Genomic DNA, 25,802 nt, shown 5'->3' with positions numbered 1-25,802 from the left:
AAAGAACCAATCTTAAAATGAAACTATTGGAGACCACGGAACATGAGGTCGACCCGTTTCTTTAAGACCCTTTCAAGATGCTTTTTATATTTTTGAGCTTTGGCTTGTTCAAAGTATGGCTCAGAATTATAGGTGAGAGACAACTTAAGTTCATCTTTGGGAGCAAATTCGAATACGTTAACCTTTGTAATAAGCTCCCGTCTCGTTAAATTTAGGGCATATGAAAATTTTAGCATTGCACCTAATAACTCCAACTTTATAACTTCCTCTTCTGTAAACCAATTTTTAAAATTTTCAATGTAAGAAAGTAGCACGTTTTTGGATTTAAACGAAGCAATTAAGGAAATCTTTAATCGTTCATGATGTGTTAAACCTTCAATCGTTTTATTTGTTAAAAGATAAAAAGTATTTTCACTACTCGTTTCATGATTTATAAATTCTCCGATATATAGAACTCGACAGCTTAATAACAGTAAACGTAAATCATCTTCAGTTAACGTAAGGTAAAAGTAATCTTTAAGTTCATGGTAAAGCTGATTTACGATATTCGATAAGTATTTTACATGATTAATGTTGATTTCGTATTCTTGATTTAATTGATAAAAGCTTTCTTCAACAACGCTAGGAAAGTTTTCGATATTTAATTGCAGGAAAAGCTCTTCGTAAAACAATCCATCTCTTAACCCTTTATTACTCATAATAAATTGAGGTGCTTTTGTAACTTCCATTAACGTACAGATCGCTTCTGCTGCAGGAATGATAATATCAGCACGGTCTTTAGAAAGCCCTTCAACCATTTGACGCTCTTTAAAAGACATGTTTTTTAATTCATGAGCTATACCGTTCATTGATTTAAAACTCATTTCATATTGATGGAGCCCACGAAGTTGATAATTATATTTACGTTGATGAACTAAGGAAAGGTTTCTCGCACTTCCACCAATTCCGATGAGAGGCATATTGCTATTGTAAAGCCAGTTTAATGATTGAAACTGTTCTCGTAAAAATGTTTTTAGTCGTTCTTTTTCTTCCTGTGTCGGGATTTCATTTTCAATAAACCGTTGCTTTAATGTAATAGCCCCGAAAGGAAAACTATGAAAGTGAATAAGTTTCCTGTCTTTAAATAAAGTTACTTCAGTACTCCCGCCACCGATGTCGATCGTCACACCATTTTTGATGTTTGTAGAATTGGTGACTGCTAAATAGCCGAAAAATGCCTCTTCATATTCTGATAAAATTCGAATAGAGAAGTCAGTCATTGCATTTACTTTATTTAAAATTTTATCTTGGTTTTTAGCTTGCCTAATCGCCGCTGTTGCAACACATTTTATTTTCGATATTTCATATGTACGTGTTACCTCTTGAAAATATTTTAATGATTGTAATAGCTTAGAAATACCATCGTTTGTTAAATAACCATTTTCATCGATATAGCTACTGAGTCTGGCTACTACTTTTAAATTTTGTATTTCTTTATAATAGCCGCGTTCATCTATTTTAAAGATAACGAGGCGAATTGAGTTTGAACCTATATCAATTAGCGCAATATTTTTCTTATTCATACATCCTCCTAATAATTAAAGGTGATTATTTTTATTTAATCATACTATAATGAAAATGGTAGTTTGTTTTACAAAAAAAATATAGTCGTGTATACTACCAATTATCAAATCGGAATCGTTCTTAAAATTAAGGTGGGGCGCCTTGCGCTTTTTATGTCTAACTTCAGGCGCCATCGGCTCGACCACTTCAGTCCTCCCCTTGCGGTCTAAAACCTAACCGCCGCGGGGTAGGCCTTCCACTGGTTTTCGCCGATAAGCAGGTGCCTTGCGCTTTTCTTAGTATCTTTCAATGGGGGATCATTATTATGGGAAATGAAGAAGAAAATTATGTCATTAATATTGAAAATTTATCTTTTCAATACGGGACTCGAGCGGTATTAGAAAATATTAATTTAAAAGTGAAAGAAGGGTCCTTTTTAGGTTTAGTTGGTCCTAATGGTTCGGGAAAGTCAACGTTAATAAAGTGTATTTTAGGTTTGCTTCATCCTGCCCAAGGGGGGGTAAAGTTATTTGGTCAACCTGTAAATAAGTTTAAAAATTGGGATAAAATTGGCTTTGTTTCTCAAAAAGCAAATAGTTTTAACAGTGGTTTTCCAGCTTCAGTATTTGAAGTCGTTTCAATGGGTTTGTTTGGAAAGGTCGGTCTTTTTCGCTTTCTTACGAAAAAACATAAAGAAAAGGTGAGAGAAGCAATTGAAATGGTTGGAATGACAGAATATTCAAAGCAAAATATTGGTCAACTTTCCGGTGGACAGCAACAACGTGTATTTATAGCGAGGGCTTTAGTTAGTGATCCACAATTGTTGATCTTAGATGAACCAACAGTTGGTGTAGATATTCAATCTGTTAGTAATTTTTACTCAATGTTAACCGAATTAAATAAAACAGGTATTACTTTACTGCTAGTTACTCATGATGTAAGTGGCATGACGGATCATGTTAATGCTGTAGCGTGTTTAAATAAACACCTACATTTCCATGGAAATACGAATGAATTTGAAAAAAACCACGGTCTTTCGGCTTTTCATGGTCACGGCGTTCATATACTTTCTCATAACCATGAAGAGAAAGGAGAATAACATGGAAATAATTTCTGTTTTTCTTCAGTATGAGTTTTTACAAAATGCATTTTTTTCGGGAATAATGGTCGGCTTTCTAGCCCCAATTTTAGGTGTGTTTTTAGTTGTTAGACGCTTATCACTTATTGCGGACGCGTTAAGTCATGTGACGTTATCGGGGATCGCTTTTAGTCTTTTATTAAGTAAACATTTTTTGTTTTTTGCTACCCTTAACCCACTATATCTTGGGATTGCCTTTTCTGTAGCAGGTGCTTTGCTTATTGAACAATTAAGAACTGTATATAAAACGTATCAAGAATTATCGATACCAATTATTCTTTCTGGTGGTATCGGATTAGGGGTCGTTTTTATTTCTTTAGCAGATGGATTTAATACGGATTTATTTAATTATTTATTCGGTAGTGTAATTGCAGTTACACGTTCAGATTTATGGACAATTGGTATCATAACGATTGTCGTTATTTCGTTATTAATAATATTTTATAAAGAACTTTTCTTTTTGTCTTTCGATGAAGAGCAAGCCGTAGTATCAGGTATTAATAAAAGGTTAGTACACCTCATTTTTATCATTATGGTTGCGCTTGTGATTGCATCATCAATGCGCATCGTAGGGATATTACTAGTAAGTTCATTAATGACATTGCCTGTTGCCGCTAGTATGCGGATCGCTAAAGGGTTTAAGCAAATGTTTTTGTTTGCTATTTTATTTGGTCAAATATCTGTAATCGTGGGCTTAGTAAGTGCTTATCATTTAAATTTAGCTCCTGGTGGTACAATTGTAATGACTGCTGTTATAATATTACTTATAACGATTATAATTAAGAGGAAAAGTTAATATGTAAACTTTTCTTTGAAACATGGGGGAGTTACTTTATGGATGTCACAAAAGCATTGCTAATACTTAAAGAAAAAGGGTACAAGCATACTGGGAAACGTGAACAGATGCTTCAGCTCTTTTCTGAAGAAAAAAGATATATTGCTGCCAAAGATGTTTTGGAAGCAATGCAAAATGAATATCCGGGCTTGAGCTTTGATACAATATATCGTAATTTATCTACATTCGTTGAATTAGGTATATTAGAAATGACGGAGTTAGAAGGAGAAAAGAAATTTCGTTTTAGTTGTTCTACCGATGAACATCACCACCATATTATTTGCTTAACATGTGGAAAAACGAAACATATTCATTTATGTCCGATGGATCAATTAAGTGGAGATTCGAACGATTTTAAAATTGTCGGCCATAAATTTGAAGTATATGGTTATTGTAAGGAATGTATGTAAGTTCCCATTATTTCAGTTTAAATTAAGAGGCTGTCCCAAAAGTAAGTATCTGACACTTACTTTTGGGACAGCCTTTTTCTATTTCCATTGGTTAACCCAATCAGCAGCTTCCTTCCAGTCTTTAACCCTGATTACTTGACCTGGGATTGGATCACGGTTATAAGGCGTATCCATTAGAATAACAGGGATGTTACATTCTTCTGCTATGTCACAAGCATTATCGTGTTTGTCTTCAAAAAATATATCGATTTTATTTTTTTTTATTGCTTCTAACTTATTGTGCTGACCTAAAAGCTCGATATGGTGATAAGGGATCGCGTTGCTATGGAACCAGTTCTTTGTCACATCTAGTAAATGATTTCCGCGAGCACTAATATACGTGAAGTGGTGTAAATCTTTCCAGCGTTTTAGGGCATCTGTGAAGTAGCTAGCCATTTTTGCATTTGCATAAATAATCGGTTCGTGTTCGTTCATCCATTCCCAAAATTGATCGGTACTAATATCCAATAAAACGGTAAAGTCATATTGAGTAATATCATTTAATGTAATGTTTTTATTAAAGTGCTTGTTTAAATAAGGAATAAATGTTGTTGGACATGTAACCGTTCCGTCAATATCAAGTCCTAAGCGTATTTGTTTTTCCATTTTTGTTGTCACCTACCAAATGTTGTTTAATTATGAACCTAAATCAATGTCTTGCTTTAGTTTAACATAACATAAAAAGACGTTCCTTAATTTGAAATCATTAACATCTATAATGCGGCTCATCAGTGTAATACTAAAACTGCTCCTGAAAAAGAAAGCGAGGGATGACAATGACTGACATAAACAATAGGAACCAGGATAATCGTTCTCTTCATTTAGAAAATGAAGAGAGAGATGAAAACCCAAATGGTGTTACTTCTGCAGATTACCCTAATGGTGATCATAGGGAAGAAACGGCTGCTGAGTTTGCACCAACACGTGGCTTTGTTGGGGAGCGTCCATTTGCTGAAGATGTAGACGAGGAAAATGAAGTCGAAACTGCAGACGGTCATGCAGCTGAAGGTAGAGGGGTAGGAGCATTTGCCATCGTCCTCTCGATCATTTCATTGTTCTTTTTACCTGTGATTTTAGGAGCAGCAGGTATAATTGTTGGCTTTATTGCTCGTCGAAATGGAGCAACTGGACTTGGAAACTGGGCAATTGGTATCGGTGCAGTTTCAATCATCTTAACGTTGTTTTTTTCACCATTTTTCTAGGTTAGCTTAGAAAAATAATCACGTAAAAAAGAGGCTAGATTAACTGTCGGCTGTCCCATAAGTGTCAGACACTTATAGGACAGCTCCAAGTTAGTTATAAGCCTCTTTTTAATGAGAAAAAGTTAATTTTTTTGCATTTTTTCTAATGCGATTTTATCAATTTCTTTTTTAAGCTCTTCAACCATAATATCCTCAGGAACTTTACGCACAATTTCACCGTGTCTAAATAACAACCCTTCGCCTCTAGCCCCTGCAATACCAATATCCGCTTCTTTGGCTTCACCAGGTCCATTAACAGCACATCCTAGTACCGCAACTTTAATTGGTGCTTTAATGGTTGAAATATAGTCTTCAATTTCATTGGCAATGCTTATTAAGTCAATTTCTATTCGACCACAAGTCGGGCAAGAAATAAGCGTAGCGGCATTGGCTGCAAGTCCGAAGGATTTTAGGAGTTCTCTAGCGACTTTAATCTCTTCTACAGGATCTGCACTTAATGAAATACGCACTGTATTGCCAATACCTTTATGCAATAATACACCGAGTCCCGCAGAACTCTTTATTGTACCAGCAAATAATGTTCCTGATTCGGTAATCCCTAAATGAAGTGGATAATCAAAAGCTTGAGCAGCTTTTTCATAAGCTTCAACCGCTAAATTAACGTCAGAAGCTTTCATTGAAACGATAATATCGTAAAAATCTAAGTCTTCCAGAATTTTTATATGATGTAGTGCGCTTTCCACCATGCCTTCAGCTGTTGGATAACCGTATTTATCTAAAATTCGCTTTTCTAATGATCCAGCATTTACACCGATTCGTATCGGGATTCCTTTTTCCTTCGCAGCGCTAACGACCGCTTCAACTTTTTCTTTTTTACCGATATTACCAGGGTTAATTCTAATTTTATCTGCTCCGCCTTCAATCGCCTTTAAGGCCAGCTTATAGTCAAAATGAATGTCAACAACGAGTGGAATGTTTATTCTTTTTTTAATTTCACTAATCGCTTCAGCTGCTCTCATATCTGGGCACGCTACACGAACGACTTGGCAGCCTGCTTCTTCTAACCGTAAAATTTCTGCGACAGTGGCTTCGATATCGTGTGTTTTAGTGGTTGTCATACTTTGAATAACAACCTCATTATTACCACCAATGGTAAGATCTTTGCCAACTTTTACAGGTCTTGTTTTAGTTCTATGGACAATCTGGGTCATAAAATATTTTCGCCCCTTTTATAGTCATTAAAAATAATTTCAAGAATTACTTAAATGAGTACCTTTTGTTGAAAGCCCCATTTATAATTCAAAATTACTCTTATTTTATCAATGAGCGACGTCTTTTGGCAAGGCGGAAGCAAAATAATATCATTTCACAAGTTACCTACTGATATAACGGAAATAAATAGCTTTTACCTACTTGGATATTGCTAGCACTCGCTCCTGGGTTTAGTTGTTCAAAGTCAGAAACGATTTGTTGGATAGAAGCTTTCACTGGGCCTATATGAAGTTCTTCTACAATGGTTAACACCGTGTAACCGGGTTGTACTTCAATTAATTCGCTCTTGCTTTTACTTTCACCTGTATGTTGTTCTGTTATATAATTGGCAGCCTCAGTCATTTGGGGTAATGTTCCCATATTCAGGTCATAATAAATGCTATATATTGTGATGATCGTAAGTAGAGTAATAAAAAGTTTTTTCATAAAGTTACCTCCATTTGTAAGTTGGTTGGTTAGTGGTTAGTTGGTTTGTTGGATAGGTCACGTCTCAAGTTTTTACATGTTAAAAAGCTAGATATTGCTTCGTCATGAGCGCATGTATGAAAAAAGAACGAGTGATATCCTGAACGAGCCTCTAAAATTCGTTAGAAGTTTACAGCGAAGAGAAGGAAATCGCTCGTTCTTTTAAATATTAGATGGTGATGGTTAATCGTCATGAAGGTTTTGTATGTAAAATTTGATAGCTTGTACTTAATCGTATGCTTGTCCACATTCAAAAAGAACTAAAAATGAGGGTCTAATTATGAAGTTAAAAACATCATTTTTAATTATAATCATAGGATTATTGCCTCTAGTGATGGTTTTAGGTAATTCTATGCTGATACCTATTTTGCCGTTAATGGAAGAAGAGCTCAATATTACTCCAGTACAGGTAGGTTTTCTTTTATCGGTTTTCTCGATTTTAGCAGCTGTCGTTATCCCTATTGTTGGGTTTTTGTCGGATCGTTTTGGTCGAAAAAAACTAGTTTTAATTTCTTTAGGTTTTGTAATGGTAGGAAGCATTATAACCATTATTGCAGGAAGAGGTGTGGCAAATCCCTATGAGTGGGTTCTTGTAGGGAGAGTTATCCAAGGGATTGGCGCAGGTGGTACAGCGCCATTAGCAATGGCATTAGTTGGTGACCTCTTTGAAGGTAGTGAACGTAGTAAAAGTTTAGGGGCTCTAGAAGTATTTAATGGCATAGGGAAAGTTTTTAGTCCATTTATCGGGGCGATTGCAGCATTATTCTTTTGGTACTCTGCTTTTTATGTTTATTTTATCATTTCACTTGTCGCTTTTTTAGGGATATATTTTTCAATAAAAACAGTTGATCAACAAAGGAGCAATGATTCGCTAACAAAGTATCGAAAAATGTTACTGAAAGTAATGAAAAAAGAGGCATGGTGGCTTTTTCCGCTTTCGTTTTTGGGAGCGATCGGTTTGTTTATATTATTTGGTTTACTCGTCTTTTTATCATTTGAAATTGAGAGGATCTATCAAATAAACGGAATTTTTAAAGGGATTGTTTTTATGATACCGTTAGGCGCATTAACGGTCGTTTCGTACTGGACAGGAAAAAATATTGATAGTGACCATGTTTACATGAAGCAATTACTATTACTTGGGGCAATGTTACAAACAGGTGCACTAGTATTTTTTATATTTTTTCATACCCTCGAAGCGTTGATATTCGGCTTAACGTTGGCAGCTGCTGGTTTAGGGTTTGTACTTCCGTGTATTAATACATTAATAACATCGTCAGTCGGTGGAAAAGAAAGAGGTCTCATCGTGTCTTTATATGCAATGGTTCGTTTTTTAGGGGTGGCATTTGGGCCGATCTTTTTCTCTTTATGGATGGAAGAAGTTGTCGATATGTTTGTAAAAGCAGTTATTTTAATTACAATTTGTAGCTTGTGGATGATTGCTGCCTTGAAATTAAAGCCGATGATAAAAAAATTGCCGAGTGTTATCATTGGAAAATAATAGATGGGGGAATTGAAAAATAGGTAAAAGGGCACTTTTTAATTTTTTTAAAAAAGTGTTTGATTAATTTGTATAATTGTTGGTTAGTTGTTAGTTGTTAGTTGTTAGTTGTTAGTTGGTTTGGGGAAAGTTCGAAAGTGGAAAGTTGGATATAATCAAAAAGATAAAAGAAGAAATTAGCCTAAAAAGGAGTAACTTTATGAAAAAACTATTATTAATTTTATTACTTTCAATGTTTGCACTCTTATTTCCTAATTCTGTATTAGGAGATGCGGTTGTTGGTGATGTAATTGTTACTTTAGGAAAAGATTTAAGTGAAGAACAAAAGGAGCAACTCTTACTTGAAATGGGTGTACCAAAAGGTGTTGAAGTAATTTATGTTTCTAATGAAGAGGAACATCAATATTTAGGTGAATATATTAGTAAACAACAAATTGGTACACGCGCAATATCATCAGCAAAAATTACATTATTAGATAGTGGTTCAGGGATTAATGTAACAACGAACAATATCAATTGGGTTGCTGAAGGGATGTATGCCAATGCCTTAGTGACGGCTGGGGTTACAGATGCTGAAATATATGTAACGGCGCCTTTTAACGTATCCGGAACAGGTGCTTTAACTGGGATTATTAAGGCGTATGAAATTACAACTGAGATTGAAATCCCAGAAGAACAAAAGCAAGTAGCGAATGAAGAAATGGTTCGAACCGCGGAACTTGGTGATCGTCTTGGGTTCGAAAAAGCTACGGAGTTAATGGCTAGAATTAAAGAAGAGTTAGCAAAAAATCCAGTGACAACAGATGAAGAACTTCGTGACCTTATTCAAAGAGTAGCAAATGAGCTAGGGATTACTTTGACAGATGAGGAGTTAGCTGGTTTGTTTTCACTCTTTAACCGCATGAAAGATTTGAATATTGATTGGAATCAAGTTCAAAATCAAATAAGTAAAATTCGTGATAATTTAGGAGAAATTTTAAGCAGGGAAGAAACACAATCGTTTATAGCTAATTTACTTGACATCATTAATGAATTGATTGATGCCATTAAAGGGTGGTTTACGAAAGGCTAAGAAAGAGGTTTAAAACATAACTCAAGCGAAACGACAGATCGCCGTTGCCAATATATTGTTGGTACGGCGATTGCTTTTCGTTGTCCAGCTGCGGTGACTAGGTCTTCGAAAACTGGAACCATCCATCTAAAAGGCAAAAAAGCGCCTTTCAGATGGATGGTTCCAGTTTTTATCACACCTATCGAGTCACCTCCGCTTTTCTGTTTATGTATGTTTTTAAACAGATAGTTTTTTGGTTTCTAATTGTTTGAAAGAGAATGTCGTTTTGTTATCTTTCTTTTTAACAACAGATTTCTTTTTGTTTTTTTTCATGATGATCACCTCATTTTATTGTTCCCAAATTATATTAAAGAAAACTCTCCGTATGGCACTTTTGAACATATCGTGTTTTTGCATTAACATTCATACTTTAATATTTTACCTACACTAAGTTATACTTAGTTATATAATGAAGATTAAATTGACTTTTTTAACGCAAAAAATTTGAAACATTGTACTGTTCTATTCGTAAGTTAAGATAAGTCGATTATGTGATGAGGAGTGGTGAGATGGAAGTATTAAATATAGCGAGCGTCGGTTTTTTTGTCGTTTTATTAGGAAGTCTATTTTTATTTGGGGAACTTTTAGTTAAGGTGAAAGGGATATTTGCAATCATTGGCATTGGAATTATGGCAACATATTTTTCTTTTCATATTACACCTGGTTCTGGCATGGGAGTTTGGGTTGCGCTCCTTTATATTATTGGTATAGTTCTATTGGTGATTGATGGTAAGTTTGTTTCAGATGGGACTTTAGCAGCACTGGGAATATTAATGATGATATTAGGTATTGCCATTCCAACTCCGAACATCATATACGGTTTTCTTGTTTCAATGGCGTTACTACTTGGTGCTGGTGCTTCTACTTTATTTATTAAAGTTTTTCCGCCAAGAAATTTGTGGAGTAAGATGACATTAAAGGACCGATTAACCGGAGATTTAGGTTACAATTCTTTAAATGAATCGTATAAAGAGCTAATCGGAAAAGAAGTTGTAACAACGACACCATTCCGACCGATTGGAACGATCAAATATGAAGGTAAATATTATTCTGCTACGAGTGATAGTCAATGGTTAGATGCTGGAACAAAGGTGAAGGTTGTTGCTGTTGATGGTACACGAATTGTTGTGAAAAAAGAGGAAGAAGGATAAAAACGTATTAATTTAGATTGGTCTAGAAATAAAAAGAAGCTGTCCCATGAGTGTTAGGCACTTACGGGACAGCTTTTCTTATGTAACTTAAAAATCATATTTAAAATTTAGTTCATTGTATCATCATCTTTAGGCTTTGGTATCTCTCTAAAGATTAAAAAGAGCATAATAATTGCCACTAGCCAATACAGCGTGAAAGAAAATGGAATATAAATGTATAGGGAATCTGTAATCGCAAAAAATACAGTAGGTAAAGTAACTGCATAGGCTGATAAAATCCAAACCTGTTTATATGGTATAGTAATTCCGGCATTTTTCTTAAGGATTAAACCTATGAAAGAAAGAACAAAAATACCGATGTATTTTAGAGCAGTTAATACAACATACAAAATAAGGACTATGATACTGATAATAAGTGGTAATAAGCTAACGATTGATTCAGTCAGTTCTTCTAGTTGGCCTTTTGTTAAGTTAATGTTACCAAATTCCCGATAACGAAATGATTCGCTAACTCCATCAGTAATTAATATTGCTTCTGTTTCTAATAAAGCAATGGCTTGTCTGTACTGTTGTTCCACATCGTAAGCAGTTAATGTGCCTGTCGTATCGAAAACAAAATTATCCCCATCGATTTGAATGTGCATTGGCTCATCTAAATCTGACGTTAAAATACTATTATTAAGCTCGAAATATGGTAGTTCGTTTTCAAGTACTTCTTGAAACTGGTTAACTGTAGTTGAAACCGTAGACCCTAAGTGAAAGGCAGCTACCGAAAATGTTATTAACATTAAGAGGAATACATATAAAATCGTTTTTCCAATCCCTTGAAAGCGAAACTTAGCGATCGTCTCTGGGGAATATAGACTTTTAATAAATTGTTGAAATATATTCATATTTATCTCCTTTGTGTTAAGTTTCTCTAACTAATTGACTAGTGTATATTTTAACGAATCCTATGCTAATGAACAAGTTAACATTTTAGGATTGTTAATTAATTTTCATATAAAATGTTCATGAAGATTTTTCGTCATATCTACAATGTGAATGCCGGCCAACCTCTTTCGCTTCGCTTAATAAGGCAAGCTTGTTTAATTAATAAGTGCAACATGTATTTAAAATCTTTACAAAATCTTTACAAAAGGTTAATAATCAATCAACATTTGAACAGTACGATTGTAGAGGATTGTCGAAACACATATAAACATTTGAAGGGGCGAGCGTTTTGGACGTACAATCAATTATTTTTATGTTTTTAGGTGGACTAGGAATATTTTTGTTTGGTATTAAGTTCATGGGAGATGGGCTACAAAAAGTAGCCGGAGATCGACTAAGAGATATTTTAGATAAGTTCACTTCAAACCCTATAATGGGTGTTATTGCAGGCCTTATTGTGACAGTTGCCTTACAAACAAGTACGGGGACAACAGTATTAACAATTGGTCTTGTAAATGCAGGGTTTATGACATTGCACCAAGCGATTGGAGTTATTATGGGGGCGAACATCGGAACAACCGTTACGGCTTTCATTATCGGATTTAAAATTCAAGCCTACGCATTACCAATTATATTTATAGGGACTTTTTTCATTTTCTTTATTAAAAATAAAAAAGCTCATAACTATGGACAAGTTATTTTCGGGTTTGGAGCTCTATTTTTCGGTTTAAGCTTAATGGGTGATGCGATGAGACCTTTAAGAGACTTGCAAGCTTTCACTGATTTAACGCTTAGTATGAGTGAAAATCCGATATTAGGTGTTTTTATCGGAGCTTTTTTCACGGTCGCAGTTCAAAGCTCGACAGCATCGATTGGTTTATTACAAACTTTATACGATCAAGGTGCCATGGATTTGTGGGCGGCACTTCCAGTCCTTTTTGGGGATAATATAGGTACGACGATTACGGCGATTTTAGCTTCAATCGGAGCTTCTATTGCAGCGAGGCGTGCCGCGTTAACACATGTTATTTTTAATTTAATTGGAACTTTTATTATTTTATTATTACTAGTACCGTACACACACTTTATTATATATATTAGTGAAAAATTATACTTGAATCCAGCGATGCAAATTGCCTTTGCTCACGGGATTTTTAATACAGCTAACGTCTTAATTCAGTTACCATTTGTTGCGATACTCGCAATCATTGTAACAAAATTAATTCCTGGTAAAGATTCGGCAATAGAATATAAAGCTCAACATTTAGACCCATTGTTCATTCAGCAATCTCCAGTTATTGCTTTAGGGCAAGCGAAAAAAGAAGTACTAAGAATGTCTGAATTTGCGGAACAAGGTTTGCAAGAAGCAAACCAATATTTGAAAACAAAACAAAAGAAACATGCAGAATTAACCGTTCAGTTTGAAGATGCAATTAATAACTTAGATAGAAAAATTACCGACTATTTAGTTTTAATATCAGCAAAATCATTATCAGCTCAAGATTCTGAAATGCACTCGATGCTTATGGATACAATAAGAGATATTGAGCGTGTCGGTGACCATATGGAAAATATCGTTGAACTTATTGACTATCAAATTACAAATAAAGTAACAATGTCAAATAAAGCAATTCAAGATTTAGATGAAATGTTTAATTTAACGATTTCTACGTTACAACAAGCAATTAAAGCATTAGAAAATAATGATATCGTTGAAGCTCGTTCGGTAGTATTAAAAGAAGAAAAAATTGATAAAATGGAACGCAAGCTTCGTAAAAATCATATTTTAAGAATTAATGAAGGAAATTGTACTGGTTCTGCCGGGATTGTCTTTGTTGATATGGTAAGTAATTTAGAGAGAATTGGTGACCATGCAGTGAATATTGCAGAGGCTGTTATCGGAGAAGAAGATTTTTAGGATAGTTGGTTTGTTGGTTAGGCGCCGCCACCTCCTAGTATTTCTATATTAGAAGGTGACGGAGATTATCATGAAGATTTTGTATGAAAATAAAGACGGTCGACTTTTCCGAACAAGCCTCTAAAGCTGGAACGGAGTGCTCCTGCGGTTACTCGTCGCAAAGCAGCACGATGAATTTGCTAAGAAGTATCACAAGGTGTGATTGAGGTCAGTAACTTTACAGCGCAGTGAGGGAAATCGACCGGAATTTTCATGTTAGATGGTGATGATTAATCGTCATGCGGGTTTTGTATGAAAAAAGTGGATGATATTATTTTATATAAAATTTCTTAAATTCTCTTGTTATACAAAAAAAATTATGTTATATTTTTTCTTGTCTTACAAAAAACGTTCCATTCAGTGGAAATAAAAAAGTGTTGACAATTATAACAACTACATGTTACTATAAATCTTGTCCTTAAAAATATTCCACAGTAGCTCAGTGGTAGAGCAATCGGCTGTTAACCGATCGGTCGTAGGTTCGAGTCCTACCTGTGGAGCCAAATTTGGCGGTGTAGCTCAGCTGGCTAGAGCGTACGGTTCATACCCGTGAGGTCGGGGGTTCGATCCCCTCCGCCGCTACCATTATTTTGGCGATTGTGGCGAAGTGGTTAACGCACCGGATTGTGGCTCCGGCATTCGTGGGTTCGATTCCCATCAGTCGCCCCATAAAAAAATAAGAGAAGGACCCTTAGCTCAGTTGGTTAGAGCAACCGGCTCATAACCGGTTGGTCGTAGGTTCGAGTCCTACAGGGTCCACCATTTAAACGGAGGAATACCCAAGTCCGGCTGAAGGGATCGGTCTTGAAAACCGACAGGCGGGTTAAACCGCGCGGGGGTTCGAATCCCTCTTCCTCCGCCATTAACTTATTAATTGAAACCAACGATTTATGTGTTTATTATTTATATAAGCATATAGGTCGTTTTTTAATTTAGTGTAAAACTTGGAAAGGTGTTTAAAGAATGGAAATATTGTTTACTGAAGCGGCGCATAATTACATAAATGAATACTTAAAATGCGAAGGTGCTCTTCTATTATTTTATGATACTGATGGATGTGGTTGTGCTGTGAATGGAGTTCCTGTTTTATTTATTACTTCGCAAAAAGATGTTGAAATGCTAGAGCAAATAAAAACAAACGGTATACCTATATACATGTATAAAAAGCATACCGTCTTTTTCGATGATCAATTAAATATTGATTATGTGAATGGACGACTTAAACTGTTCAGCAAAAATCAAGTTTTTGTCCATAAAATGGCGTTTAAAAAACTTGAGAATCATGAATAAATAACCAGACGATAATTCCTAAGCAAATACAATAAACGGCAAAGTATGAAAGTTTCGTTTTGTTTACCATAGTAATTAGCCATTTTATACCAATAATTGCAAAAAGGAAACTTGCCACAAACGCAATTAATGTTTCATAAAAATATAATTCGAAGTATAGTGGGGACATTTCTGGAATTTCCACAATAGATATTCCTAAAATAAGTGGTATCGAAAGTAAAAATGAATAACGGATTGCCGTTTGTTTTTCAAGACCACACCATAAGGCTGTTACTAATGTACTTCCTGCCCTCGATATTCCTGGTAACACAGCTAGTGCTTGGCCGAAACCGACGATTAACCCGTCTCTCCACGTCATTTCTTTTACAGTCCGATGCCCAGGCTTTACACCATGCTCAATGAGTATGAGAAAAAGTCCTGTTATTATTAATGAAACTCCAATGGTTGCAGGACTTGTTATATTTCTCCCAAGTACATCTTGAAATAGCTTCCCTAAAATTGCTGTAATCAGCGTAGCAAATATGATTAACCATCCGAAGCGATATTCTGTCCTATATTTTTTATCCTTTTTAAGTAAATAAGTAAAAAAGCCTTTTAAAATATTGAATATATCTTTTCGGAAATAAATCGTCACAGCTAGTAAGGATGCAAAATGTAATAATACTTCAAATTCTAATTGATTCCCCTCTACTTGGATATTGAGTAGCTTTTGAACAATGACAAGGTGGGCAGAGCTAGAAATAGGAAGAAATTCAGATAACCCTTGAACGATGCCTAAAATTAGTGCTTCAACCCAGTTCATTCATAGTTTCCTCCTTTCGTTTTTTAATATAAATAGCAGTTCATAATTTGAAAAAAGCATGTCTATATATTTATAAAAGTCAAACACCGAAAAAATGCTAAAAATCTTTCATATTTAAACTAATTTTTGGGTATAGTAAAAGAGGGTTTAAAAACTAGAAAAACATTGGCGGTAGTTACATAAACCAAAATATAAAAGTCGAGGTTTATTGTTTGAAAGGAAAGGGTAAATCTGCTAATGTAGGAATTAACAGTATAATACTTGTGGTAAGAGTAGTAATTAAAACATGTATTTACTTAAATGAAATTCATTTACAAAAATTAATTTTTGGAACTCGAGGAGGAATTTATAATGGCAAAGTTTACATTACCTGAATTACCTTACGCATTTGATGCATTAGCACCTCATATTGATGAAGAAACTATGAAAATTCACCATGGAAGACACCATAACACGTATGTAACGAACTTAAATAACGCATTAGAAGGGCATGCTGACTTAGCTGATAAAAGTCTTGAAGAATTAATCAGCAACTTAGATGCTTTACCTGAAGGCATTCGTACTGCAGTACGTAATAACGGTGGTGGCCATGCTAACCATACATTATTCTGGGAAGTAATGTCTCCGAATGGTGGAGGCGAGCCAACGGGTGAACTTCTAGATGCAATTAATTCTACTTTCGGAAGTTTCGATGCATTTAAAGAAGAATTTGCAAAAGCGGGAGCAACTAGATTTGGTTCTGGTTGGGCTTGGTTAATTGTCGATAATGGTAAGCTTGCGGTAACTAGTACACCAAACCAAGACACTCCAGTAATGGAAGGCAAAACACCTATTTTAGGTTTAGACGTATGGGAACATGCTTATTATTTAAACTATCAAAACAAACGTCCTGATTACATTTCTGCTTTTTGGAATGTTGTTAATTGGGATGAAGTTGCAAAACGTTACAACAGTGCAAAATAATTTTTTTAAAAAAGGCTGCTCAATTTTTTGAGTAGTCTTTTTGTGTGGAATAAGGCGTTGCTTTTAAATTTATCATTTATTTCGTATAACGGTGCAAATATGAGCCAAACTACGAGTGAGATGGTAAAGGGGCGTCGGAAATGAAACTAATTTTTAAAAAGTTTTTAGGAGAGGTAGAGGTTAATCGTGATTTAACCCTACTTTTAATCATTGGTGGATTATATGCATTAAGTATTGCTTTATCAAACACATTTGTTAATGTTTATTTATGGAAGCAATCTGGAGAATTTACTCATATTGCGCTTTATAATTTAGCATCTGTCGTTATGCAACCGATCACTTTTATATTAGCCGGTAGATGGGCGAAAAAAATTGACAGAGTTATTGTTTTACGGCTAGGAGTATCCTTCCTATCCGTTTTCTTTTTCACAGTGTTATTTCTTGGAGAAAAAGCTAATAGTTACTTATTACTTTTAGGTGCATTGATTGGTATTGGTTTCGGTTTTTACTGGCTTGCTTTCAATGTATTAACGTTTGAAATAACAGAGCCTGAAACGAGAGATTTCTTTAATGGATTTTTAGGATTGGTAACATCGTTTGCAGGAATGATTGGACCAATTTTAGCAGGATTTTTAATAACGAGTATGGAGAAGTTAACCGGATATAAAGTTATTTTCGGAATATCACTTACTCTTTTTGTAGGAGCTGTCATTTTAAGCTTCTTTTTAAAGCGCCGTCCTGCTACTGGAACCTTTGACTTTAAAAGAATTCTGAAGGAGCGTAAAAATAGCCCGAACTGGAGACATATATTGCATGCTCACTTTTTCCAAGGATTGCGTGAAGGGACCTTTGTTTTTGTAATCGTAGTCTGGGTATATATTGCAACGAATAGTGAGTTAGCGATTGGTACATATGGCCTTGTAGCTTCAGCCGTTTCTTTTGTTACTTATTATATAGTTGGCCGATTTATAAAACCTCATTTCCGAAAAAAAGCTATATTATTAGGTGGGATCGGTTTATATTTAGCTATATTTTTAATCGTGTTTGAACTTAACTTTACAAGGTTAATTATGTACGGGGTAGCTATTTCTATTTCTTATCCAATTTTACTCGTTCCTTATATCTCTTTAACTTATGATGTAATCGGAAAAGGCTGGAAGGCAGCGGAAATGCGGGTCGAATATATTGTGGTTAGAGAGCTGTTTTTAAATAGTGGCCGAATATTTTCGATTTTATTGTTCCTTTTGACAGTGACATTATTTAACGAAGAGAAAGGCATTCCGATGCTACTATTAGTACTCGGAGCCGGTCATTTAATCCTTTATTTATTCATTAGAAAAGTGGATATTGAAAAGCCGGACGAGGGTGGAGAGGAATATTCACTGCCTAGAAATAAAAAGCTAGGTGAGGGAGATAATGATGGTTCAACTGTTTAATTGAATGTACAATTTACAATTCAAAATTAAAAATTACAAATTTTGTGGGATAAATCGATGATGCTTCTATAGTTTTGAGTGTTGAATGTTGAATGTTGAATGTTGAGTTTTGAGTTTTGAGTTGGCGGGGGCGAGGGCTTCGAAGTTTTTTATGGTAAAAATTCATAATTGTATATTCAATAAAGGCACCTATTTAGTAGGTGTCTATTCTTATATTTTTTAGTATAATAAAAAGATGAATCATTTTGTCTGAAAAAGAATGCTCGGTCGCTTTTCTTGAGTGAGCCTCTAAAATTCGTTAGAAGGTGCTCCTGCGGTTACTCGTCGCAAAGCCGCATGTTGCTTTCTCGGTGAAGCGTAACATGATGTGATTGAGGTCAGTTGCTTTACAGCGAAGCGAAAGAAAAGCGACCGACATTTTACAAACTAAATAGTGATAATGGTTTTATGATTCAATTTTAATTACGAAAGGGAAGGTTTTAAATGAGCAAAAAAAAGAAAAAAACTCATATACCTATCCGTTTAAATATTCTTTTCTTTGTCGTTTTTTTGTTATTTTCTGCTCTTATTTTACGTTTAGGAGTTGTTCAAATTGTACAAGGAGAACAATACCAACAAAAACTTGAACGTACTGTTAATGTCATAGCAAAAAATGAAGCACCGAGAGGAATTATGTATGATCGGAACGGCCATGCCATTGTTGAAAATAGGCTTGTCTTGATGTTGACTTATACGAATAGGAATGTTTCAAATGATGAAAAACTTCGCGTTGCAAGGCGTTTAAATGAATTAATTGAAGTTGACACGAGTAAAGTTACTGAACGCGATATGAAAGACTACTGGATATTGACTTACCCTGAAGAGGCAGTTAACCTTGTCAGTCAGGAAGAAATTGCTGAATTAGATAATGACCATATGGCTGTTTATCGTTTGCAACTGGATCGAATTTCAGAGGAGCATTTAGAGCAGTTATCAACAGAAGATATGGAAATAATTTCTATAAAAAGGGAGTTTGATAGGGGCTTTGCTCATACACCTCAACGGGTCACCGATGTAACTTACGTGGAAGCGGCTAGAGTTCTAGAACATTTATCTGAGTTGCCTGGAGTAGATATTATAAGGGACGCAGAACGGAACTATGTATATGGGAATAGTTTTAGACAGATATTTGGTAATGTCGGTTCGATACAAAGAGATAATGTAGATTATTATTTATCAAGAGGATATTATCGCAGTGACCAAGTTGGAACAAGTCAATTAGAGCAACAGTATGAAGATGTATTAAGGGGCGAAAAAGAAGTTTTAGAACATGTCCTTGATGGATCTGGACGTTTGATAGATCAACCTATTGAAACGCCTGGGCAGCGAGGCAATGATTTAGTTTTAACCTTGGATATGGAGCTTCAGCAATCTGTCGAACAAATTGTAATAGAAGAAATTGACCGACTAAGATCTATTGATGGTTATGTCGGAGTCCCTGCAGCTTATGCACTAATGCTTGAACCGCATACAGGGGAAATTTTAGCAATGTCAGGCTTTAGAGAAAATAATACTACTGGAGAGTTAACTTCCTATGAATTAGGGAACGTTTATAATAGTTTTGAAATGGGTTCCGCAGTAAAGGGAGCTACTATTTTAACTGGATTTGAAGCAGGGGTTGTATCTCCAGGGCAAATCATCAACGATCGAACGATAGATATTCGTGGTACTAGAATAAGTTCTCATACGACAATGGGGAGAATCAATGATTTAACAGCACTTGAACGTTCTTCAAACGTTTATATGGCAGAAATTGCTTTGGCGTTAGGAGGAACTTATAACCGCGCTACTAATAGTTGGTCAGGTAATATTCCAAAAGGCTATAATATTATGAGGTACTATTTTAATCAACTTGGCTTAGGGATTAGAACGGGTATTGATCTTCCATCCGAAGGCTCTGGTTTTAACGGTGGAATTCAAGAAATTGGTAACCTTGCCCATTTATCTTATGGACAGTTTGACACTTATACACCTTTACAAACTGCTCAGTATACAGCGACGATTGCCAATGGAGGCTATCGAATTCAACCTCGTTTAGTTAGAGAAATTCGAGAACCGAGTACTGTAGAAGGGGAGCTTGGAAATGTAGTAAAACAATTTTCCCCGAACGTTTTAAATCGAGTAGACATGAATGATGATTACATTGAAAGAGTTCAAGAAGGCTTTAGACTTGTCGTGCATGGTTCTCAAGGGACAGCAAGAGCACTTGCAAATAATTCTTTTAAAGTCGCAGGAAAAACAGGTACTTCGCAGTTGACCTTTGTTAGAGATGCACATAATAATGTAATTAGGGATCGGAATGGGCAGGCAATAAGGGGGAATAATCAAATCTTTGTTGGTTATGCACCGTACGACAATCCAGAGGTCGCTTTTGTAGTCATTGTACCCGATTTGAAAATCGATGACAGTAGAGGGAGTATCGGCATTGGAAGACCAGCAAACACAATTTCAGGCAACATTTTAGATGCATATTTTGGTTTAGAAAATGACAGAAATGGTCCGAGACTTCCGAATCTAGAGGAAGAAATTGAATTTATTGAAATAGAAACAGAGGAAGACTCATTCTAAGGATTATATACAAAGGGAATCCAAAGTGTAGTCGCCAATAGCTACTTAATATAGACCAATGTATAAACGGTATACTATATTAAATAGTTATTTTTGGCGATAATACTTATGGATACCCTTGTTTTTTATTCCTTACTTTCATTGTACCCTGCTGTGAAAATTGCAATGAGAAAGGCAATGGCAACTAATAAAATTAAAGGTGTTTTTGGATAATCAACAGCATGCGTAAACTTAACAAACACTAAATAGTGAACCGGAAGAATTAGAAACGCAAAAATGGCAACGGTTATAATTGCAAAGACTTTCATGTTAAACTCCTTTTTTGTGATTTTATCATTAGAGTGAATTTCATAATTACCAAAAATGAGCCACATCACGCAATATATAGTTTGCGAATAAACTAGCCACATTCATCTACATCTAGTGGCGCTTAATCAGCATTATGAATTACATTATAGTGTTTACTAATGAAGTGAATTTCATAATAACCATAAATTGGGGGTGTCTTCAAATAAAGAATTAGATCTTTATTTAGAGACACCCCCACTGATTAGTATTATGAAATTTAAATGATAAGAAGTTTTGAGTTGATAAAATCAGGTGAGGTTTTCAATGATTTCTTCTAACGACATACCGGTTGACAGATAGTACTCTCCCGCTCTAATTTGTGTTTCTAGTCCAGCGTCACTTAAATAGTTTTCGAATTGCTGCCTATCATCAATCAACCCTTCTTCTTCAAGCATTATGCCAACAGTCCCACTACTAGTGCCAGGTTCAACCACAAATAAAACTTCTTTAATGCTATCGTCTTCAACTACTTCTTCTTGACGGCCATCTTCGTCGTTTTTTTCAACTTCTTCCTTTTCGACTTTTTTCAAATTTAATAGCTCTTCATATTCAAGTTTATCCACCGCCACCAAATTATGCGATTTTAAGTATTGCTCAATATCCTCTTCTGAAACTTCACCAATTACGTTATCTGGCTGATCTTTTATGACGGTAAAATTGTTCGTAAAATAAAAATTGTATGCAAAGATTAAGGTAGTTAGCATGATTCCAGCCGCAATACCTTGTAACATTTTTTTGGTCATCTGTAATCTCCCTTCATAAAGAATAACGAGCTTTAAGCTTCACTTAAAAGTTGATCTATTTGTTCACGACTTAAATTGGTTAAGTCTTCAATTTCATCAAGTGAATAGCCTTCTTCGTATAGAGATAAAACTTTATCTCTGTCAATTGTTTGTGAAGATGAAGTTTGATCAACTGTAAAGTAGCGCTCATCTTGTCCAATTAAAATTTCTTCTTCAAGTACTTTAACTTTCTTTTTTAATTGGTAAATTTCTTGCATTAGTGTAATTGAAAAATTTTCTATTTGCTTTTCAACTTCTTTATTTCGATCTTTTTTAAAAAAAGAAATAATGAATAAAATAATCGCTAAAGAAAATAAAGTAATAATTGTGTATTCCATTACATTCCCTCCTCGTACAATCTATTCTTTTATATCATAACTATATAAAATAACAACCTTACTTTGAAATATGGAACAAATTACATGATGATGGCTGAAAAAGTTGTCGGAGTAAATATATAAAAAAAGTTCTTTTTGTCGTTTCTTCGCTATCTGAGGTATTATTTTCTCTTATAACGATAAAATTAAGCGAGTTTTAAAAAATTTTGCCTGTTTAGTTGTTACGTAGTATAGGATAGACAATTTTCAACAAAATAGGCTTCTTGTTGGCTTTTTATAACAATTGTAAGATGTTATTATAAACTGAAAAAAGATTCATATAAAATATTTACACCGCATATTATTATAGCTTAATCGTCAATACGGCGACAATGTGCAGAAAGGCCGAAAAAAGTTGAAGTCATTGAAAGAAACAAAAGTAGATAAATGCGTGTTAATGACGCAATCACCATATATACTTTATTGCTATTGGGAGATTTCTAATAGGAAAAAGATCTTATTAGAACAGCATTTAAATGGAAAATGGAATAACCTTCAGAAAGTTTTAAGACTATATGACATTACGGCGATACATTTCAATGGACATAACGCTCATCGCTATGTTGATTATCCCTTATTTGAACATTGTCTTGAATATTTCTTGAAGGAAGTAACTCCTCATCGAACATACTGTGTAGATGTTGGTGTTGAAACGAAGAGTGGAGTTTTTTTTTCAATTGTTAGATCTAATTCAGCTGCAACTCCAAAGTCATTGCAAGCAGAAGTAGCGTCTGAGAACCACTCTTATTCAAAATGGATTGAAGGACAACAAAAAGCACCACAATGGCTGGAAGGTTATAGCAGTTACACTTATTATGAAAAATAAAATAGAAGGGGGCATATTTACATGAATAGCGGTTATTTTTCATTAATATTACATGCCCATTTGCCTTATGTTAGACACAAAGACGCTGAAAGAATAGAAGAGCGTTGGCTTTTTGAAGCAATATCAGAAACTTATATACCTTTATTATGGAATTTAGAGAAACAAAGAAAAGAAAAAATGTTTACTATCTCATTTTCGGCACCATTGTTAGAAATGTTAGCTGATCCATTAATGCAAAGGAGGTATTTGCTCTACCTAGAAAAAGTTGAGTCCTTACTTAAAAAAGAAAACAACCACGTTAAAGCTAACGAAGAAAAGTTATTAGTAGACTTTTATACGAAACGATTTAAACAACTAAAGCATACCTTTTTATTATGGGATCAAAATCTTTTAAAAGGATTTCGTCACTTCAATGAAGTAGGGAAGATTGAATGCATTTGTAGCTCTGCAACTCACGCTTTTTTTCCGTACTTACTGACAAAGGAAGCAGTAAGAGCACAAGCTATTCATGGAATTCAAATATTTAAGAAGCATTTTGGTTATAAACCAAGGGGGTTTTGGTTACCTGAGTGCGCATTTTCTCCTGGAATAGACCGAATTTTATTTGAAGAAGGGGTTCGCTATACGTTTGTTGATGAACATGCATTAAGATTAGCAGACCCTTCACTAGGTGAGCGATCTCGTAATCCTATCTATTCTCCACATGGATTAATATTATTTCCACGTAATAGTGAGCTGACGAATAAAGTTTGGAGTTCGATAGATGGCTACCCTGGAGATGTAGAGTATCGAGAATTTTATCGAGACATTGCCTATGAAAGAGAGTGGGAATATGTAAAGCCGTTTATGCATTCTAAAGGATTTCGCATAGACACAGGTTTAAAATACAACCGTGTAACAGGGAAAACAGAGGAAAAGCATTTTTATAACCGAAAAAACGCTTTAAAAAAAGTAAAGCAACATAGTGAACATTTTATTGCGATGATTAAAAGTGAGCTCGAAAAACATAAAGATCAATGTTTCCCACCTTATATGGTGGTTACTTCTTTCGATGCTGAGTTATTTGGCCACTGGTGGTTTGAAGGACCAGAATGGTTAACGCAAGTAATAGAAACTGGAAGTGAAAAGTTTAGTTTTGTTACACCAGAACAATTTATAGAACATCATTATAAAGACCTAAAAACGGTCAATGTTTCATTTAATACTTGGGGGAGGAACGGCTACGGGGAAGTTTGGTTAAATGAGAAAAATAGTTGGCTGTACCGTGACCTTCACCAAACAGAAACGGAAATAATTCATTGTGTCACTAAATACAAAGATAAGAGTATTGAAGTAAATCGGTGTTTAAAGCAAATGGCTCGGGAATGGATGTTGGCTTCTAGTAGTGACTGGTCGTTTATGATTGATGCAGAAACTACATCAAAATATGCAGTAAATCGTATTAAAGAACATTTATCACGCTTTGAGAAGTTGAAGTTACTACTTTTGAAAGAACAATTAAGCGATGAAATGTTAACAGAATTTGAGAATGAATATCCGTTTCTAGAAGAAATCCAACTAGAAGTTTTTATATCGAAAAACGATCTAATTTGTTCGAAATTTCAAAGGCATCCCCAATTAAAAGAAAATAAAAAAACAATTTTAATGTTGGCTTGGGAATACCCACCATTAATCGTTGGCGGGCTTTCACGACATGTCTACGACTTATCGAGGACACTTGTCAATCAAGGACACGAAGTACATGTGATTACTACAGCAGCAAAAGAAAGTAGAAATTACGAAGTACTAGAAGGAGTCCATGTTCATCGCGTCCAGAGTCTACAACCGTATGCTGATGAATTTTACCATTGGGTAGGCAGTTTAAATGTAGCTTTTAGTGATTATGTTGTAAAGTTGGCAGATGTAATTAATTTTGACATCATCCATGCTCATGATTGGCTCGTCTGTGTCGCAGCTAAGTCAATAAAAAAGGAACTGAATATTCCATTGGTTGCAACGATTCATGCGACAGAGCATGGTAGAAATGGAGGTATTTACACACAACTGCAGCGAGATATTAGTCATAAGGAATGGGAATTATGTTACGTGGCAAATAAAGTCATTGTTTGTAGTGATTACATGAAAACAGAAATAAAAAAAGTGTTTCAGCTTCCTGAGGAAAAAATTGAAATGATACCTAACGGGGTCGACATCGAGATGGTTTCTGGGGAAGGTGTAAACTGGAAACAAAAATATGGTAAAGAAACGGATATATATGTATTTTCAGTTGGAAGAATTGTTAAAGAAAAAGGTTTCCAAACAATTATAGACGCTACACCTTTAATATTAGCAAAGTATCCTAATGTTAAATTTATCATTGCTGGAAAAGGTCCTATGTTAGAAAGTTATCAACTCCAAATTAAAAAAAGAAAATTAGAGCATTCAGTTCATTTTATCGGCTTTATTTCTGATGAATTAAGAAATCAAATCTTAAATGGCTGTGACATATGCTTATTCCCAAGCTTATATGAACCGTTTGGTATTGTTGCTCTAGAAGGGATGATTGCTAGTAAGCCAACGGTCGTTTCTGACACTGGGGGGTTAGGAGAAATTGTTACCCATCAAGTAACGGGGTTGAAAATTTATCCTAACGATGTGCAAAGCTTAGCTACCCAAATCATTACTTGTATAGAAGACGAAGATCTCTCAAAAAGAATTGCTAAAAATGGAAAATTGTTAGCAACGACTAAATATAGCTGGGATTCATTAACAAAAGAGACGGTAGCTGTTTATGATGATACATGTTTAAGTAAAAAAGAGTGTATTGGAGGTTAAT

The 25,802-nt window shown here is 34.9% G+C and carries 23 protein-coding genes and 5 tRNA genes; 19 read left to right on the top strand and 9 right to left on the bottom strand.

The genetic code is table 11. The features are described 5' to 3' along the window. Positions 1-23 precede the first annotated feature (23 nt). Positions 24-1,562 (bottom strand): exopolyphosphatase, encoded by a 1,539-nt coding sequence (gene ppx, locus BKP35_RS03855; protein ID WP_071312046.1) that lies wholly within the window; start codon positions 1,560-1,562, stop codon positions 24-26. A 305-nt stretch (positions 1,563-1,867) separates the two neighbouring features. Here ppx and BKP35_RS03850 point away from each other — a divergent pair, with 305 nt between their 5' ends. Genes BKP35_RS03850 through BKP35_RS03840 form a run of 3 tightly spaced genes read left to right on the top strand, consistent with a single transcriptional unit; the run spans position 1,868 to position 3,925 of the window. After that, positions 1,868-2,641, top strand: coding sequence for a metal ABC transporter ATP-binding protein (locus BKP35_RS03850; protein ID WP_071312045.1), 774 nt, complete (start codon positions 1,868-1,870; stop codon positions 2,639-2,641). A gap of 7 nt (positions 2,642-2,648) precedes the next feature. Then, positions 2,649-3,476, top strand: coding sequence for a metal ABC transporter permease (locus BKP35_RS03845; RefSeq protein ID WP_071312238.1), 828 nt, complete (start codon positions 2,649-2,651; stop codon positions 3,474-3,476). 38 nt (positions 3,477-3,514) lie between these two features. Then, positions 3,515-3,925 carry a Fur family transcriptional regulator gene (locus BKP35_RS03840; protein WP_071312044.1) on the top strand — a complete coding sequence of 137 codons (411 nt, stop codon included), beginning with the start codon at positions 3,515-3,517 and terminating at the stop codon, positions 3,923-3,925. A gap of 78 nt (positions 3,926-4,003) precedes the next feature. Here BKP35_RS03840 and BKP35_RS03835 read toward each other — a convergent pair whose 3' ends face one another. Continuing rightward, positions 4,004-4,570, bottom strand: coding sequence for a hypothetical protein (locus tag BKP35_RS03835; RefSeq protein ID WP_071312043.1), 567 nt, complete (start codon positions 4,568-4,570; stop codon positions 4,004-4,006). Between the two features lie 170 nt (positions 4,571-4,740). On the opposite strand from BKP35_RS03835, the gene BKP35_RS03830 reads away from it, so the two are divergent. Next, positions 4,741-5,166: a DUF4190 domain-containing protein gene (locus BKP35_RS03830; RefSeq protein WP_084031424.1), complete on the top strand. Its 426-nt coding sequence runs from the start codon at positions 4,741-4,743 to the stop codon at positions 5,164-5,166. 122 nt (positions 5,167-5,288) lie between these two features. Here the strand turns inward: BKP35_RS03830 and ispG are convergent, their stop codons facing one another. Continuing rightward, on the bottom strand, positions 5,289-6,368 hold the full coding sequence (gene ispG, locus BKP35_RS03825; protein ID WP_211274593.1) for a flavodoxin-dependent (E)-4-hydroxy-3-methylbut-2-enyl-diphosphate synthase: 1,080 nt from the start codon (positions 6,366-6,368) through the stop codon (positions 5,289-5,291). Positions 6,369-6,543: 175 nt separating this feature from the next. Beyond that, on the bottom strand, positions 6,544-6,864 hold the full coding sequence (locus BKP35_RS03820) for a hypothetical protein (RefSeq protein WP_071312040.1): 321 nt from the start codon (positions 6,862-6,864) through the stop codon (positions 6,544-6,546). A 319-nt stretch (positions 6,865-7,183) separates the two neighbouring features. Between BKP35_RS03820 and BKP35_RS03815 the strand changes: the two genes are divergently transcribed. From BKP35_RS03815 to BKP35_RS03800, 3 genes are all read left to right on the top strand, one after another. Then, positions 7,184-8,404, top strand: coding sequence for an MFS transporter (locus BKP35_RS03815; protein WP_071312039.1), 1,221 nt, complete (start codon positions 7,184-7,186; stop codon positions 8,402-8,404). Between the two features lie 199 nt (positions 8,405-8,603). After that, entirely contained in the window at positions 8,604-9,476 is an 873-nt protein-coding gene (locus BKP35_RS03810; protein WP_071312038.1) for a DUF1002 domain-containing protein, read from the top strand. 548 nt (positions 9,477-10,024) lie between these two features. Beyond that, on the top strand, positions 10,025-10,666 hold the full coding sequence (locus BKP35_RS03800; RefSeq protein ID WP_071312036.1) for an NfeD family protein: 642 nt from the start codon (positions 10,025-10,027) through the stop codon (positions 10,664-10,666). Positions 10,667-10,773: 107 nt separating this feature from the next. Here the strand turns inward: BKP35_RS03800 and BKP35_RS03795 are convergent, their stop codons facing one another. Further along, positions 10,774-11,559 carry a DUF1189 domain-containing protein gene (locus BKP35_RS03795; protein ID WP_071312035.1) on the bottom strand — a complete coding sequence of 262 codons (786 nt, stop codon included), beginning with the start codon at positions 11,557-11,559 and terminating at the stop codon, positions 10,774-10,776. Positions 11,560-11,912: 353 nt separating this feature from the next. On the opposite strand from BKP35_RS03795, the gene BKP35_RS03790 reads away from it, so the two are divergent. The 7 genes from BKP35_RS03790 to BKP35_RS03760 all read left to right on the top strand — a co-directional run bounded on the left by BKP35_RS03790 (position 11,913) and on the right by BKP35_RS03760 (position 14,846). Then, positions 11,913-13,517, top strand: a complete 1,605-nt coding sequence (locus tag BKP35_RS03790) for a Na/Pi cotransporter family protein (RefSeq protein WP_420534799.1) — start codon at positions 11,913-11,915, stop codon at positions 13,515-13,517. A gap of 467 nt (positions 13,518-13,984) precedes the next feature. Beyond that, a tRNA-Asn gene (locus BKP35_RS03785) sits at positions 13,985-14,059 on the top strand. Positions 14,060-14,064: 5 nt separating this feature from the next. Next, positions 14,065-14,141 (top strand) — tRNA-Met (locus BKP35_RS03780). A gap of 8 nt (positions 14,142-14,149) precedes the next feature. Beyond that, a tRNA-His gene (locus BKP35_RS03775) sits at positions 14,150-14,225 on the top strand. A 16-nt stretch (positions 14,226-14,241) separates the two neighbouring features. Continuing rightward, a tRNA-Ile gene (locus BKP35_RS03770) sits at positions 14,242-14,318 on the top strand. Between the two features lie 7 nt (positions 14,319-14,325). Further along, positions 14,326-14,418: transfer RNA gene (locus BKP35_RS03765), tRNA-Ser, on the top strand. 101 nt (positions 14,419-14,519) lie between these two features. Beyond that, a complete protein-coding gene (locus BKP35_RS03760; protein WP_071312033.1) occupies positions 14,520-14,846 on the top strand; it encodes an iron-sulfur cluster biosynthesis family protein in 327 nt (108 codons plus the stop codon). Here BKP35_RS03760 and uppP read toward each other — a convergent pair. Next, positions 14,821-15,648, bottom strand: coding sequence for an undecaprenyl-diphosphatase UppP (gene uppP, locus BKP35_RS03755; protein ID WP_071312032.1), 828 nt, complete (start codon positions 15,646-15,648; stop codon positions 14,821-14,823). The two genes, BKP35_RS03760 and uppP, sit on opposite strands and share 26 nt — an antisense overlap. A 351-nt stretch (positions 15,649-15,999) precedes the next feature. Here uppP and BKP35_RS03750 point away from each other — a divergent pair, with 351 nt between their 5' ends. The 3 genes from BKP35_RS03750 to BKP35_RS03740 all read left to right on the top strand — a co-directional run bounded on the left by BKP35_RS03750 (position 16,000) and on the right by BKP35_RS03740 (position 20,654). Further along, complete coding sequence (locus BKP35_RS03750) at positions 16,000-16,611, top strand: superoxide dismutase (RefSeq protein WP_071312031.1); 612 nt, start codon at positions 16,000-16,002, stop codon at positions 16,609-16,611. 140 nt (positions 16,612-16,751) lie between these two features. Continuing rightward, positions 16,752-18,047 (top strand): MFS transporter, encoded by a 1,296-nt coding sequence (locus BKP35_RS03745; RefSeq protein WP_071312030.1) that lies wholly within the window; start codon positions 16,752-16,754, stop codon positions 18,045-18,047. A 483-nt stretch (positions 18,048-18,530) separates the two neighbouring features. Continuing rightward, the gene (locus BKP35_RS03740; RefSeq protein ID WP_071312029.1) at positions 18,531-20,654 is read left to right on the top strand and encodes a peptidoglycan D,D-transpeptidase FtsI family protein; all 2,124 of its coding nucleotides are present in this window, start codon (positions 18,531-18,533) and stop codon (positions 20,652-20,654) included. 125 nt (positions 20,655-20,779) lie between these two features. On the opposite strand, the gene BKP35_RS03735 is transcribed toward BKP35_RS03740, so the two are convergent. The 3 genes from BKP35_RS03735 to BKP35_RS03725 all read right to left on the bottom strand — a co-directional run bounded on the left by BKP35_RS03735 (position 20,780) and on the right by BKP35_RS03725 (position 22,122). Further along, the gene (locus BKP35_RS03735; RefSeq protein WP_071312028.1) at positions 20,780-20,962 is read right to left on the bottom strand and encodes a hypothetical protein; all 183 of its coding nucleotides are present in this window, start codon (positions 20,960-20,962) and stop codon (positions 20,780-20,782) included. Positions 20,963-21,250: 288 nt separating this feature from the next. After that, positions 21,251-21,745, bottom strand: a complete 495-nt coding sequence (locus BKP35_RS03730) for an endolytic transglycosylase MltG (RefSeq protein WP_071312027.1) — start codon at positions 21,743-21,745, stop codon at positions 21,251-21,253. A gap of 32 nt (positions 21,746-21,777) precedes the next feature. Further along, the gene (locus BKP35_RS03725) at positions 21,778-22,122 is read right to left on the bottom strand and encodes a hypothetical protein (RefSeq protein WP_071312026.1); all 345 of its coding nucleotides are present in this window, start codon (positions 22,120-22,122) and stop codon (positions 21,778-21,780) included. A 403-nt stretch (positions 22,123-22,525) separates the two neighbouring features. Between BKP35_RS03725 and BKP35_RS03720 the strand changes: the two genes are divergently transcribed. Then, positions 22,526-22,987, top strand: coding sequence for a DUF4912 domain-containing protein (locus BKP35_RS03720; RefSeq protein WP_071312025.1), 462 nt, complete (start codon positions 22,526-22,528; stop codon positions 22,985-22,987). Positions 22,988-23,008: 21 nt separating this feature from the next. Beyond that, a complete protein-coding gene (locus BKP35_RS03715) occupies positions 23,009-25,801 on the top strand; it encodes a 1,4-alpha-glucan branching protein domain-containing protein (RefSeq protein ID WP_071312024.1) in 2,793 nt (930 codons plus the stop codon). Position 25,802 lies beyond the last annotated feature (1 nt).

Origin of the sequence: Anaerobacillus arseniciselenatis, assembly GCF_001865995.1 — a bacterium.
GTDB classification, from domain to species: domain Bacteria; phylum Bacillota; class Bacilli; order Bacillales; family Anaerobacillaceae; genus Anaerobacillus; species Anaerobacillus arseniciselenatis.
Note: the sequence above shows the minus strand (reverse complement) of the source record. Positions and strands in the feature narration are given on the sequence as shown.